The organism is Pseudalkalibacillus hwajinpoensis, assembly GCF_015234585.1.
Classification (GTDB): domain Bacteria; phylum Bacillota; class Bacilli; order Bacillales; family Guptibacillaceae; genus Guptibacillus; species Guptibacillus hwajinpoensis_B.
In genome coordinates, this window is the sequence record NZ_JADFCM010000008.1 from 619,599 (window position 1) to 632,481 (window position 12,883).

General features: G+C 40.2%; 16 protein-coding genes. 7 read left to right on the forward strand and 9 right to left on the reverse strand.

Annotated elements, in window-relative coordinates; all coding sequences use genetic code 11:
• The first annotated feature begins 70 nt into the window (after positions 1 to 70).
• Together IQ283_RS14915 and IQ283_RS14920 are read left to right on the forward strand one after the other, a co-directional pair.
• Positions 71 to 415, forward strand: a complete 345-nt coding sequence (locus IQ283_RS14915) for a MerR family transcriptional regulator (protein ID WP_194220918.1) — start codon at positions 71 to 73, stop codon at positions 413 to 415.
• Entirely contained in the window at positions 408 to 875 is a 468-nt protein-coding gene (locus IQ283_RS14920; RefSeq protein ID WP_194220919.1) for an SRPBCC family protein, read from the forward strand. The genes IQ283_RS14915 and IQ283_RS14920 overlap by 8 nt, the downstream gene beginning before the upstream one ends.
• 167 nt (positions 876 to 1,042) lie before the next feature.
• Here IQ283_RS14920 and IQ283_RS14925 read toward each other — a convergent pair whose 3' ends face one another.
• Positions 1,043 to 1,948 (reverse strand): TetR/AcrR family transcriptional regulator, encoded by a 906-nt coding sequence (locus tag IQ283_RS14925; protein WP_194220920.1) that lies wholly within the window; start codon positions 1,946 to 1,948, stop codon positions 1,043 to 1,045.
• A gap of 209 nt (positions 1,949 to 2,157) precedes the next feature.
• Here IQ283_RS14925 and IQ283_RS14930 point away from each other — a divergent pair, with 209 nt between their 5' ends.
• The gene (locus tag IQ283_RS14930; protein WP_194220921.1) at positions 2,158 to 3,666 is read left to right on the forward strand and encodes a DHA2 family efflux MFS transporter permease subunit; all 1,509 of its coding nucleotides are present in this window, start codon (positions 2,158 to 2,160) and stop codon (positions 3,664 to 3,666) included.
• 49 nt (positions 3,667 to 3,715) lie between these two features.
• On the opposite strand, the gene IQ283_RS14935 is transcribed toward IQ283_RS14930, so the two are convergent.
• Positions 3,716 to 4,294: a CGNR zinc finger domain-containing protein gene (locus IQ283_RS14935; RefSeq protein ID WP_194220922.1), complete on the reverse strand. Its 579-nt coding sequence runs from the start codon at positions 4,292 to 4,294 to the stop codon at positions 3,716 to 3,718.
• 112 nt (positions 4,295 to 4,406) lie between these two features.
• On the opposite strand from IQ283_RS14935, the gene trxA reads away from it, so the two are divergent.
• Entirely contained in the window at positions 4,407 to 4,721 is a 315-nt protein-coding gene (gene trxA / locus IQ283_RS14940; RefSeq protein WP_194220923.1) for a thioredoxin, read from the forward strand.
• 81 nt (positions 4,722 to 4,802) lie between these two features.
• On the opposite strand, the gene IQ283_RS14945 is transcribed toward trxA, so the two are convergent.
• Genes IQ283_RS14945 through IQ283_RS14955 form a run of 3 tightly spaced genes read right to left on the reverse strand, consistent with a single transcriptional unit; the run spans position 4,803 to position 8,462 of the window.
• Positions 4,803 to 5,948, reverse strand: a complete 1,146-nt coding sequence (locus IQ283_RS14945) for a Ger(x)C family spore germination protein (protein ID WP_194220924.1) — start codon at positions 5,946 to 5,948, stop codon at positions 4,803 to 4,805.
• A complete protein-coding gene (locus IQ283_RS14950) occupies positions 5,948 to 7,033 on the reverse strand; it encodes a GerAB/ArcD/ProY family transporter (RefSeq protein WP_194220925.1) in 1,086 nt (361 codons plus the stop codon). Before IQ283_RS14950 ends, IQ283_RS14945 begins: the two co-directional genes overlap by 1 nt.
• On the reverse strand, positions 7,023 to 8,462 hold the full coding sequence (locus tag IQ283_RS14955; RefSeq protein WP_206759475.1) for a spore germination protein: 1,440 nt from the start codon (positions 8,460 to 8,462) through the stop codon (positions 7,023 to 7,025). The genes IQ283_RS14950 and IQ283_RS14955 overlap by 11 nt, the downstream gene beginning before the upstream one ends.
• A 106-nt stretch (positions 8,463 to 8,568) precedes the next feature.
• Here IQ283_RS14955 and IQ283_RS14960 point away from each other — a divergent pair, with 106 nt between their 5' ends.
• The 3 genes from IQ283_RS14960 (at position 8,569) to IQ283_RS14970 (ending at position 11,124) form a co-directional block, all read left to right on the forward strand.
• Positions 8,569 to 9,891 carry an NAD(P)/FAD-dependent oxidoreductase gene (locus tag IQ283_RS14960; protein ID WP_206759476.1) on the forward strand — a complete coding sequence of 441 codons (1,323 nt, stop codon included), beginning with the start codon at positions 8,569 to 8,571 and terminating at the stop codon, positions 9,889 to 9,891.
• A gap of 41 nt (positions 9,892 to 9,932) precedes the next feature.
• Complete coding sequence (locus IQ283_RS14965; RefSeq protein ID WP_194220928.1) at positions 9,933 to 10,250, forward strand: Rieske 2Fe-2S domain-containing protein; 318 nt, start codon at positions 9,933 to 9,935, stop codon at positions 10,248 to 10,250.
• Positions 10,251 to 10,329: 79 nt separating this feature from the next.
• Complete coding sequence (locus tag IQ283_RS14970; RefSeq protein WP_194220929.1) at positions 10,330 to 11,124, forward strand: uroporphyrinogen-III synthase; 795 nt, start codon at positions 10,330 to 10,332, stop codon at positions 11,122 to 11,124.
• A 52-nt stretch (positions 11,125 to 11,176) separates the two neighbouring features.
• Here IQ283_RS14970 and IQ283_RS14975 read toward each other — a convergent pair whose 3' ends face one another.
• The 4 genes from IQ283_RS14975 to IQ283_RS14990 all read right to left on the reverse strand — a co-directional run bounded on the left by IQ283_RS14975 (position 11,177) and on the right by IQ283_RS14990 (position 12,810).
• Complete coding sequence (locus IQ283_RS14975; RefSeq protein ID WP_226612230.1) at positions 11,177 to 11,482, reverse strand: DUF3243 domain-containing protein; 306 nt, start codon at positions 11,480 to 11,482, stop codon at positions 11,177 to 11,179.
• 57 nt (positions 11,483 to 11,539) lie between these two features.
• Entirely contained in the window at positions 11,540 to 11,725 is a 186-nt protein-coding gene (locus IQ283_RS14980) for a YjzC family protein (protein WP_194220931.1), read from the reverse strand.
• 284 nt (positions 11,726 to 12,009) lie between these two features.
• A complete protein-coding gene (locus tag IQ283_RS14985) occupies positions 12,010 to 12,216 on the reverse strand; it encodes a helix-turn-helix domain-containing protein (protein ID WP_194220932.1) in 207 nt (68 codons plus the stop codon).
• A 21-nt stretch (positions 12,217 to 12,237) separates the two neighbouring features.
• The gene (locus tag IQ283_RS14990; protein WP_194220933.1) at positions 12,238 to 12,810 is read right to left on the reverse strand and encodes a hypothetical protein; all 573 of its coding nucleotides are present in this window, start codon (positions 12,808 to 12,810) and stop codon (positions 12,238 to 12,240) included.
• Between the last annotated feature and the right edge of the window lie 73 nt (positions 12,811 to 12,883).

The window sequence follows — 12,883 nt, forward strand, 5'->3', positions numbered from 1 at the left end:
TCTAAATAATTGATATAGTATGCTTGACTAGGTGGTGTACCCCGCAGTTTATGATGAAGGGGGAGGAGACATGTATAAAATAAGCCAATTTGCTCAGTTAACAGGGTTAAGTAAAGAAACGCTTCGCTATTACGCAGAAGTTAAGCTATTAGAGCCAGCCTATATCGATCCGAACAGCCGTTATAAATACTACGATGATGGCAGTTATTTTCTAGCGCTATTATTAGCAAAGCTAAGGCGGTTTGGATTTACCATTCAGGAAATGAAGTCTGTGATGGAAGATGAGTCATTCGCTCATTTAGAAGATCTTTTGAGTCAAAAGAAATTGCGTATAGAAGAACAAATAAACGATTTGCAACTTCAACTTCAAGACATTGATGAGTTTCTTAAATCAGGGAGGGAAAAGAATGATTAGCTGGAAAGAGGAGAAGGTGATTCGTGTGCCGATCGAAACGGTTTGGGATTTGTTTAGAGACGAAAATATTCAAACGATCATGCCAAAAGTTGAGGAGCATGTATTAATGGAATTGGAAGAGGATCAAGTCGGAGCGAAGCATCGTCAAACGTATCGGGAAGGAAAAAGACTTGAAACTTACATGGTTGAGACGATCGCCTACGAGGATCGAGAAGAATATAAAGAGAAACGGATTAGTTTTGTGTTAGGAAAGGCGTTTGAAATATCGCTTGGTTTTATACTAGAAAAAGTGAGTGAAAGCGAAACAAAATTCATTTACGAAGGTCAAAATAAAGGCGTGAATTTTGTGGGGCGCGCCATGCTTAAGCTAAGCCGTCAAAAGGATCAAATGAATGTTGTTCAGGAATTTATGGACCGAGTGGAAAGTGAAGCGATTAAACGAAATGAGGTCCAGATTTAATCCGGGTAGTAATTATTGAGACCTTTTATTCAATTTGATACTAAGTGGAAGAGGAGAATGGAGTAAAATCGGCATAATTTTAATCTTTGTACTATCGTAAAGAAGTCAGTTAGTATGAAAGCCGCCAAGGCAAACTGGGCGGCTTTTTTCAATGGTATTGGTGCTCATTATGTGTTTGAACGTTCGCAAGCTTCAGCCACTCTCACAAAATACCCTTTTACTAATTCATCGAGCGTAGCAACGGATTTTTGGTCAAGCGTTTGATCGTCCCTCAATGAACAAAGAACGCTTTCAATGAGAAATTCTCGTGACTTCTTAGAATGAAGAAACTCATCCTGGATAAAATCTAGAAGTTCTATTGATTTTGTGTGTTTCTCGTTCAAGCCCCTCTTCAGGCTTGCGATTGTTTGCTGAAGTTTTTCTTTAAAATCTTCATCGGAATTCGTCGCATTTGGTAGCCAGGTACTCATTTGTTCAGGTTTGTTCAGCTGTTCTCCTGCAGCAGCGGCATCGTTAACGATACTAACGATACGTTGGACGCTATAGTGTACTACTGGGGAAATGTCTACGCTCGGACCGTTTGCAATGGAATAGTACTTAACATTGTGGTGAAGTATGCCCAGAAACATGATCGCCCCATCAAGTAGATATGGTCGCTTATCTTCTCCGAATAGCTCAAGAAAACGAGTGAATACCCACTGAATCATTCTCTTTTGTCCTTCTTTTAGGAAATCCTTCAAATCCTCATCATTCGAGACAAACACTTCTTCAAAAAGTGTAATCAGCTTGTTTTTCTTATTCGTATTCATTTGCAGTTCAATTTGTTTAATAAAGATAGTAAGATCAGCACGATCCTGGCCGATCATCAATTCATCTCGGCTTGTTTCCATTGAGCCATAAAGGGCCTTGAAAAGAGCGATTAATAACTCATTTTTCGATGAGAAGTAATTGTAGAACGTGCCTTTTGAAATGCCACTATATTCTAGGATGTCTTGAATGGATGTTGCCTGAAAGCCTCTTTCAATAAAAAGCTGATGCGCCATCTTAATAACGTGCTGTTTGCGATCGTTCATTCTATCACCTTTTACTTCGTTTTATTTAAATGAAACTTATTATTGTACTGCCGGTATAAAACTGATCATACCTTATTTCTTGATTAGAAACAAATCCTTTCAAATTGGGAAGAAATAATGATTGCAAAAGTTGAACTCATGGTATATGATATTAGAGATTTGAACCGATGGTATAAATAATTGAACTAAAGGTATATGGGGGAATGATGATGAGTCAATCAGTGAAAGAGACGCCAAAACCAAAGTACGGCATTCTTGCGATTCTGATTGTTGGTGCTTTTATTGCGTTTTTAAATAATACATTGCTTAATATTGCGTTGCCATCGATTATGGCAGATTTACAAATTGAAACGGCTACGGTTCAGTGGCTTACAACAGGATTTATGCTTGTGAACGGTATTATGATTCCGGCAACGGCATTTCTTATTGAAAAATATTCCGTGCGTCGTTTATTTCTTGTTGCGATTGGATTATTTACAATTGGTACAGTTGTTGCGGGGATGGCGGAGATCTTCCCGGTTCTACTTGGAGGAAGAATGCTTCAAGCTTCAGGTTCAGCGATTATGATGCCGCTCTTGATGAATGTCATGCTCGTTAGCTTTCCAATTGAAAAAAGAGGGGCGGCAATGGGTGTTTTCGGTTTAATTCTCATGGCGGCGCCAGCAATCGGTCCTACTCTCTCTGGTTGGATTATTGAAAATTACGATTGGAGAATGCTTTTCCATTTCGTGACTCCAATTGCTATTACGATTTTCCTACTTGGTTTCTTCTTGTTGAAGGATAAGAAAGAAAAAGTAAACATTCGTCTGGATTTATTTTCTCTAATCTTATCAAGTATTGGTTTTGGAGGTATTCTTTACGGCTTTAGTTCTGCAGGGAATAAAGGATGGGATAGCCCACAAGTTTATTTAACGATTGGAATTGGGGTTATTTCTCTGACGACGTTTATTATTAGACAGTCGAAACAAGAACGACCAATGTTGAATTTTTCGATTTTCAAATATCCAATGTTCGCTCTTTCGTCATCCATTACTATGGTTTTAAATATGGCGATGTTTTCAGGGATGCTGTTGCTCCCGATTTACGTGCAAACCATTCGGGGCATTTCACCACTTGATGCAGGATTGATGATGCTTCCGGGTGCACTTGTGATGGCATTTATGTCTCCGATCACAGGACGCTTATTTGATAAAATTGGCGGTCGCATTCTAGCGACAACGGGCCTTGCTATTACAGTTGTCACAACATACCTGTTTAGTACATTGTCTATGGATACGACGTATAACTACATTATGATTCTTCATGCTGTGCGCATGTTCGGAATGTCAATGGTTATGATGCCTGTATCAACGAATGGATTAAATCAGCTACCAGCTCGTTTCTATCCACACGGTACAGCGATGAACAATACGTTAAACCAGGTAGCAGGCGCCATTGGTACTGCGCTTCTCGTAACGATTATGTCTAACCGAACAGAATCAGCTGCAGCTGACCTCGCGAGGGAAGCTGCGACAAGCGGAGCAGTAGATCCTACGATGCAGCAACAAATCGCCATGCAGGCGATGCTTGAAGGAATTAACTTCGCCTTCTTTGTTGCTACATTTATTGCAGGTCTTGCATTTGTGCTTTCATTCTTCATTAAGCGCGCTGGTCGTGAAGAAGTGAAGCAGCCGATTGTGCCAGAATCCAAGCCAGTTGAGCTTGTGACAAATTCATAATAGATAAGCTACAAAAAAGGATGAGATCCCTAGTGATCTCATCCTTTTTTTATTCGTTAGAAGAAGCAGTTTTCGTTTTATTATGATAATGCTTTTTGGCTTTTGTCCGATTTCCGCAAACCTCCATCGAGCACCATTTGCGCTTTCCCTTCTTGTTGACGAAAAAGGCCAGGCAATTTTCACTTTCGCATGCTTTTACTTTATCCAATACACCACTCGCTTCATGATCAAGCATCTGATAGGCAATGAGTGAGAGTAAACCTTTCGTTCCACCCTCAATAGGGATCGGGGTAAGGGACTTTTCATCGATCGTAAAAGAAAGTGGGGTCGCTTTTGTCACATTACTTAGCAATTCGAAAAAATCGACTTGAGAAAGGTTTGAAGCGAAGTATTCACGACATTGATTCCGAAAGTGTTGAATGTCATTTTTATAAATAGGATCCTTCTTAATGAATTCTACTTGTTTCTTGTTTAACAACCCCTTGTTTTCCATTAATGTGATCCACTGAACGACGTTCTCTTCCGTTAATAGCAGATCGATAGGGTTTTGATTTTGTATTTTTAATGTGTTCATTAAGTTAATAAATAGGAAATTAGAAAAATGGGAAAAACTCGTTTCGAGTATCATGTTGAAACACACCTTTTGCTTTATCGTTGACATCGATTATAACATAATGTAGTATTCTAACCACTAAATTAGTTTTTAGTAGTTATAAAAATAAGGTAACAGGAGAGATATAATGGCAGTACAAAAAGTAACGGACCAAAACTTCGAAGAAGAAACAAATCAAGGACTCGTTCTAGCAGATCTAGGAGCGCCATGGTGTGGCCCATGTAAAATGATCGCGCCAGTGTTGGATGAACTAGATGAGGAACTAGGCGAGCAATTAAAAATTGTCCAACTTGATGTGGATTCAAATCCAGAAACAGCAAGAAAGTACGACGTGATGAGCATTCCAACATTGCTTTTCTTTAAAGATGGCGAACTTGTTGAGAATGCGGTTGGATTTCGAACAAAAGAAGAATTAGCAGGTATTGCTAAAAATCACGGCTAACTTTCCAATAAATAAAGCAGCGCTTCTTAATTAAGAGCGCTGCTTTATTTATTGATTACGTATGAAGTTGATTGGCTCTCATTAATTAATATCCTGAGTCCCATAACCTGTTATGGTGAGATTCACGTCTACATTAACAGGAAGGGAAGGGAAAATGCTTTCCCAATTTTTCTCGTGTTCCTTCCAGTACCTAGGTTGTTTGATTTTTACCCATGTGCCAATTTCCAGAAAATCGAGTTGCTGTTCTTTCTGTGCGATGGAAAGAACGCGTTCAATATCTTTCTTGACGACTTGTTGTCCCTTTTCTTGGAGTGGCGTTTCCCATCCTTCTTTGAAAACGTCGCGTTCTATATCCCAGTCCTCCGCAAGTCGTAAAGAACTTTCTACAATAAGGTCGACGGTTAGCTTTCCGTTTTCTACATTTGGCTTAACGATTGTGTTCGATTTCATTATTTCTAGGACAACTTGATCTTCTCTAGACTCTCCCGCTTCAATGGTTACGAGCCCACCCTGAACTTCATCTGTCACCCATTTGAATCCTCCAATTTCTTCTGGTGAAAGCCAGCCAACTAATTTTTCGTTTTTATTTGATATAATCCCGCCCCCAAGCAACCGCAGTCTATTATCGTGAATTCCTACTTCAGGAATGACGAAGCTTGCATCTTCTGTAATCCTATTGGAGGCTTCTCCGAATTTAAGATTATCCAATACATAAAGACTCCGCTCTTTGTTTTGAGTGAGTTCCTTCAACTGCACAGCAGGAAACATTTCTTTTGTTGGTTCGACATTCAGTATCGAAGCGGCAGGCTCCCTTGAAATAAATAAGGAAACGGTTCTCCTAAATTCATGATCACGCAAAAAGAAGCTGATTAGTTGCTTGATCGGTTCTTTTCGTAGAAGTTCTTCCGAGAGAACCATGGATTTGAGGTGGGTATAGTTAGGTGGCCGGTCGGTTTCAAGTGAATTTTCTCGAATCACTTCAAAGAAATTATTCCCATTTAAAGTAATGTTCTGATAGGGCTGCTCTCCAGTCGTCCCAGTCTCTGTTCCCTGGATGTTATTTGGAACGACGTATTGGTTTGTTAAGGCAAACACTTCCTCTTTGTCTTCATGGTAATCAAGTCCAATCCCCATGATCATGCCGAGATCTTCAATTTCATTACTATCCCAGCACGCCGTTAGCAAGATGAGTTGAAGGGCAGCTAGAAATAAGAAAATTCTCTTCATTAAGCAGTCCCCTTCCTAAACGAAAGCGCTAGAAGCAATAGGGGGAGCGCGATGAGAGAGGTGTAGGATAAATAATTCACGTATGTCCCGTAAGAAAATAGTTCAGTAATGCCTGACGGTAATAACGAGAGCATCAGAATGATGAACCCAATCATGATATTCATAGGGAGGGTGTTTTTTACCTGAAACGTTTTCCTCATTCCAAGTACTGCCGAATAGTAATAGGCGGCTAAAGTCGTGAAGATCGTAATGATCCATCCGAATAGGAAGAGAAGTTCGAATCGCTCAAAGAAGAATCCCTGAAATTCGATTGCTTTTGCCATTTCAATTGTTGGAAATGTAATCACCTTCAGTTCCTCGATACTAAGGACCCCGATGTTAAGAATGAAGAAGAGGACATAAATCACACAAACGCTCCCAATACTGATGCTGAAAATTGTGAGCATTGGTTTCCATTTCGTAAACGTAAATTTACCAGACAACACCATAATCAGTTCATATCCAACAAATGAAAAAAAGGTTGTGTGAGCTCCTTTTAATATTTCGATTCCATCAAAATAGAAGATGGGGCGTAAGTGGGTTGGTTCAATATTTTTGATACTAAGAAGAGTTAAGACAAAAAACATGAATAAGATGATTGGAAAGTACAGTTGAAAAAAAAGAATAATATTGGAAAGGCCGCTAGATACAAGATACATACATGAAACGACGAGTACGAGTAAGACGACGAACTTCGGCGTATTATCGAGCAGGTAGTAATTCACGATCTCGGCCATTGTTCGAATGATGTAGGATGAGATGGCGATCATGTAAGCAACAAAAATGAGATTAATCCCTTTCCCGAACCATTTTCCAGTTAGTTCTGTGCCTATATCAAACACTGTTTTCATAGGAAATCGTTTAATGAGCATAAATAGAAAAATCGCATTTATAAACGCAATGCCGGCTCCTAGAATAACGCTCATCCACATATTTGGTTGACCGACGACTGCTGCGGTTTGTCTTGGCAACGTTACAATTCCAACACCGACGATCGTTGATATGATGAAAATGATGATTGGAAGGGAGGTATGGTTATTTTTCATGTAGTTTCCTATCCTTCTTTCCCACACGATAATAAAGACGTACAAACGAATCTTTCCAGCTTTTCAGCTGGATAGGCGCAAATGGCTCCATGTATGGCGTTCCGAAGCTTCTAAGTTTGATTAAATGAGTTGTTACGATGAAAATGGCGATTAGCAAACCATATACACCAAGTATGGCTGCAGAGAACAGGAAGAAGAAGCGAATTGTTCTTAACGCCAGGCTGAGCTGATAATTCGGAATTGCGAATGAACAAATCGCTGTGAATGAAATGACCATCACCATCATTGGACTAACGATACCTGAGCTGACCGCCGTTTCACCGATAACAATAGCCCCTACAATACTAACGGTAGACCCGATTGGTTTTGGTAACCTTACACCTGCTTCCCGTAAAATCTCGATCGTAAGCTCCATAATAAAAGCTTCAATAACCGATGGGAAAGGTACACCTTCTCTTGTTTTAGATAAAGAAACGGCCAGGCTAGTGGGAATAAGCCCGTGGTGAAACGAGACTAAAGCAATGTAAGTTGCAGGCAATAGTACAGAAATAAGTGCAGTAAAATAGCTTAATAATCGAATTAATGAAGCGGGAATCCATTTAAAGTAGTAGTCGTCAGGTGTTTGAAGAAGCATGTTAAGCGTTGTAGGCGCAATAAGGACAGTGGGAGAGCCGTCTGTCATTATGGCAACGCGTCCTTCAAGTAAGGCGTTTGCTACCTTCGTTGGATGCTGGGTTGATGTTAATTCGGGAAAGACTGATAACGGATTACGCTCAAGGAGCTGTTCAAGTATCCCTGCATCAGTTATATAATCTGCATTAATTTCATTTATTCGTTCTCTGATTTCTTCAATTAATTTTCGATCGGCTTTTCCTTGCAAATACGTTAAAGAGATGTATTTCACAACGTCTTTTCCAATTAGATGTTGTTCAAATAAAAGGTCGCTTGTTTTTAAGTGCGCACGTAATAATGCTTTGTTGTCTTGAAGGCATTCTATAAAACCATCTCGTGGACCGCTAATCGTCGGTTCATTGACCGGTTCATCAGGTGAACGCTTCACAGAATAGGTTGTTTTCACAGCGTAAACAGTGTCAATGTCTTCCTCGCGAGCAATAATAACGGTGCATCCATCCATGAGGTGCCTTGAAATGAGGCTATTATCTTCAATGTTGTTAATCGCAGCCATAGGAATAAGATCAGGAAGATCAGCTGCGCTTATTTTTGTTTGATCGTCTGAAACGGTAAGAAGTGGGCTAATGATCGTCTTTTGAATCACCATACGATCAGAAATATCGTCAAGATACACAAGTGTAAGCGTGAGGCCATCGAGCTTAACGGTTTTAAGCTTGAGGTCTTCGGTGTTATGAAACTCCTGTCTTATTTGATCCTCCAGCAAAGAAGAGGATCGTGCAAAACGCCTTCTTTTCATATCGCCATCACTCCGAAAGTTATCTCCTTTTATCATTAACGGAATTGGAGAAACTATCCGTTCATTCCTTCATCTATTGAAAACTCTGTTAGGATATATCACCAATTTGTTATTTTCAATTTTCAAACATGGTACGATTTTGCATATTGATGCAGCTCAGAAAGAAGGGGATAGTGTGAAGAAACGACTTGTCGTGATCGGAAACGGCCTTGCTGGTATTCAATTTCTTGAGCGCTTGCTATCGAGAAAACCGTCAAGTTTTGAAGTAACCGTCATTGGAAAGGAGCCTGCTTATAAGCGATATCTTTTATCGCGCGTTCTCCAAAAGGAACTACCCTTTGAAGATGTCAAATTAGAGGATGATGGTTGGTATCTAAAGCGTGGGGTTCGTTTATTTAAGAATGAAACCGTTGTGACAGTTGATCCGCTCGTACGGCATGTGAAAACCGATCGAGGTCGAAAAATGGCTTATGATCTTCTCGTATTTGCAACAGGTAGTAATCCGCATCTTCTTCCCGTCAAAGGAGCTGGGAAGGAGGGCGTCATGACCTTTCGAACGATTGAAGACTGTATGACATTAATGAACGCTCCAAATCATTACCAAAAAGCAGCGGTCATTGGAGCGGGCATCCTTGGGTTAGAAACGGCGATGGGACTTGTTCAGCGCGGAATAAAAACAACCGTAGTCCATCATCAGCCGAATGTGATGAACAGGCAGCTCGACCGGCTTGCGTCTGAAATGCTTCAGGAAGATTTAGAACGTATGGGTATTCACTTTTCATTAAGTAAGCGAGCGAAAGAGATCATCGGAACGTCGCATGTAGAAGGAGTTCGATTCTCTGATGGAACGAGTCTTACAGCGGATCTTGTACTCATGTCTGTTGGAGTAAAACCAAATATTGAACTTGCTAAGAAAAGTGGGTTGGACGTTCACCGTGGCATTCTTGTGGATGATTTTCTCCAAACGAGTGATCCTTCGATTTACGCCATCGGGGAATGTGCAGAGCATCGTGATATGACATACGGTCTCACTGAACCGATTCTTGAGCAAGCTGAACATCTTGCAAGAACGCTTGCAGGATATCCAGAGCCGTATACAGGCTCAATCATGTCCACGACCTTAAATATTGACAGCGTTAACGTATTCTCAGCAGGGCATGTTCTTGAAACTGAGGAGACAAGAACGTTTCAATGGATTGACCCGATTCGACACATTTACAAAAAAATTGTGACCTTACATGGACGAGTGATTGGAGCTATTCTTTATGGTGATACTTCAGAGGCAGCTTTATTAGCAAAGCTTGTGAATAGCCTTGCTCCCGTTTCTGAAATCCCATCCAATCAGCTATTTCCAGAACAAAAAGTAACGCGCAATACATTAGCCCTTGTCCCTAAAGATGAGAGATCATCTAAAACGGCTCAAAGCTAATAATGAATTTGTAAAAAACATTGCTTGGGAGGATGTTTCTGATGCCGGTTCATGCCGTAAAGATCCACGTTGGAAGAACGCGTGATTTTACCCCTGGTTCTAGTCGTGCGATTGATTTACTCCAGCTTTCGATCGCCGTTATTTGCTTGTCGGATGGAACTTTCCATGCTATTCACAATCGTTGTCCATATGGTGGAACGGTTGTGAGTGGGAAGATCAGCGATCATTCTATCATATGTACAAACCATGACTGCCGAATTGATGTTAGGACAGGTAAACTACTTTCCTCGCATATTGGCGAGGTAGAGACATTTCCTATTGAAATAGAAGATGGTTTGATCTACGTTACGCTTGAGTGATTTGTGGTTGATCATCTCATTGAGGTGCTGTACGCTCTATTTACGTATAAGTGAAGGAGATGGTACAGTCGTGGGCTTAATGAACAAAACCATAGCGGTTACCGGCGGACGAAAAGGGGAAGAAATGCGCGCACTTATCGAAAAACAAGGTGGAAAAGCGCTCATTCGACCTGCACAGGGGACTGTTTTTACGAATGAAGAGCATGTCGTTCATTCTTTACGAGAAATCATTGAAAATCCTCCAGATTTGTTAATTTATACGACTGGTATGGGAGAAAAAAGAATGGCTGAGCTTGCGGAATCAGCTGGGCTAGAAAAAGAATACGATCACTTGCTTTGCTCGATTCCAATAGCCGTTCGCGGTACGAAAACGCTCCAGCATTTTAAACAAAAGGGAATTACCCCCCAAACGGTGGCGGATCGTGGGACGATGAATCAATTGGAGAATGCACTAACGATCGAGAATCAATCGGTTGTTCTCCAAATGCATGGGGAAAATGTGCCTGGGTTTATTGAGTCGCTTGAAGCTGCTAACAATGTTGTTACGACGATTTATCCATACGAGCATACACCTCCAGAGCGAGCGGTGCTTCAGCAGTTAATTGAGGAGATAGAAAACGGACAGCTTGATGCGGTGGCGTTCACAAGCGCCATCCAGGTACGGTACTTTTTTGAATATGTTGATAGGGTTAAGAAAAGAGAAAGGATTCTATCTTCTTTAACAGAAACGATTCTTCCTGTAGCTGTCGGAGAAGTAACAGAAGAGCATCTAAAGGCTCAAGGAATCGAGTATGTTCTCACACCAACCACGCCACGTATGGGCGCGATGGTGATGGAAATGGCTAAGTATTATAGAAATCTAGAATCATCATAAAAAACGCCGCCATCCTTTAAATAAGGGTGGCGGCGTTTTACGATTTAGTCATTTAGTTCGTTTGATCTGCTAGCTTAACGAGAACGTGTGCCATATGCTTACGTTCTTCTTCGTTTGCTACGTTCCAGAGCTCGTTGAGTACTTTTTGTTCACGGTTACGCGGATCTTCATGCTTGGCAAGATAATCTCCAACGCGCTTAGCACCTTTTGATAGTCCTTCTTCACCAAGACCGAGCTTCTCACCTTTGTTTACTTGATCACCAAGATAGTCTTTGAACGATTGGAAGTTCTGCATGATGTCTTCTTTCTTATCCTCGCTCATGTTAGCTACTGCTTGTTTTGGATCTTTCTCTGCCATTTTCATTCATCTCCTTAGTAGTGTTTAGATTCTGTCTTACGAATGTTCTTTTAGAAACTATGCTTTTTTCCAGTATGCTGATTCATTACTTGATCGAAGTGGAGGAAAGGTTTCTCCACTTTCAAGACTAATGTGTTTTTCGTCCTCTGTAGGGTTACTCGATTTGTTCCCATTCGTTAAACCATCGAATTCATATTTTCCATTCTCAGGGGCTTTTTCACCTGTTTTGTAACGGTCTGCCATTTCTCTCATCTCCTTTTTGTTAAGTACATAGGGTATGTAACCGGAATTGAGAGGTAATAAACCCATTAAATGGTTTGTGAGCACATTGGATGTGCTGACATGTTTTTAGTGCATATCCAGAGAACTGTCAAGCTGGAGGTTGAAAGAAAAAGGCTATGTAAATGAACGTTGTTGATTTTTGGCTCATTCGAGTGAGATAAAGACTTCACTCGAATGAGCCAAAAATCGAGAATTCACAGCATAAGCAAACATAGCTAAGAAAAAAGAAGAGTGGTATTCACTCTTCATTCATCATCTATATATTCCAGTAAATCTCCAGGTTGGCAATCCAGAGCCTGACATAGCGCATCTAAAGTCGTAAACCGAATGGCTTTTCCCTTTTCATTTTTTAGAACCGACAAATTCGCTGGTGTAATCCCAACCAGTTCAGACAATCGGTTCAGCGACATTTTCCGCTCTGCCATCATGACATCTAGTTTTATTCGAATCATCGTAAATCGCCTGCTTTATTGTTAGATTGTTTGTTTATTTTCTTCCACTGCGCTAACTGCAAATTTAAGAGCAGAAGCGATGAGAAGGAGAACGACGCCGCCTATGATGGTGTCGAGATAGGCACCAGTAGATAGACTAATTTGAGCGTTGGTTATTTTCAGTAGATCGAGAACTTTTAAAGCTAACTGTTCTTCAGTATAAGTTGATAAGGTCCCCAAGAATAAGATTGTATATCCCAATTTTGATATAAGAGAGACATTCTCGTATAGAAAGAGATTTTCTTTGTAAATATTCATTAATAGTTTTTGAAGAAACCATAGAAATAGCAACAATAAGCTACAAAAAGCAGTTGTTGAAACAAACGATAAAATTAAGAAAGAACTATTATTGAACAGCTCTGGTTGCTTATTAAAGGAAAGATCAAAGTAAGTAAATATAGGCTCATATACACCGAATGATTTTTCAAAACTACTACCAGAAAACCAAATTCTTGTTATATGTTCCATAGTGGTAAAAAGAGTTAAAAAAGCAATTAGGTAAAACAAAATCAAACAAATCCTAGACAATAGCTTAAAACCATATTTCCATTTCATCGTAAAACTCCTTTATAAATTATTTCAGTGTGGCTTATCTAAGATCTTACTATAAAAACATCTCTTTTTCGAT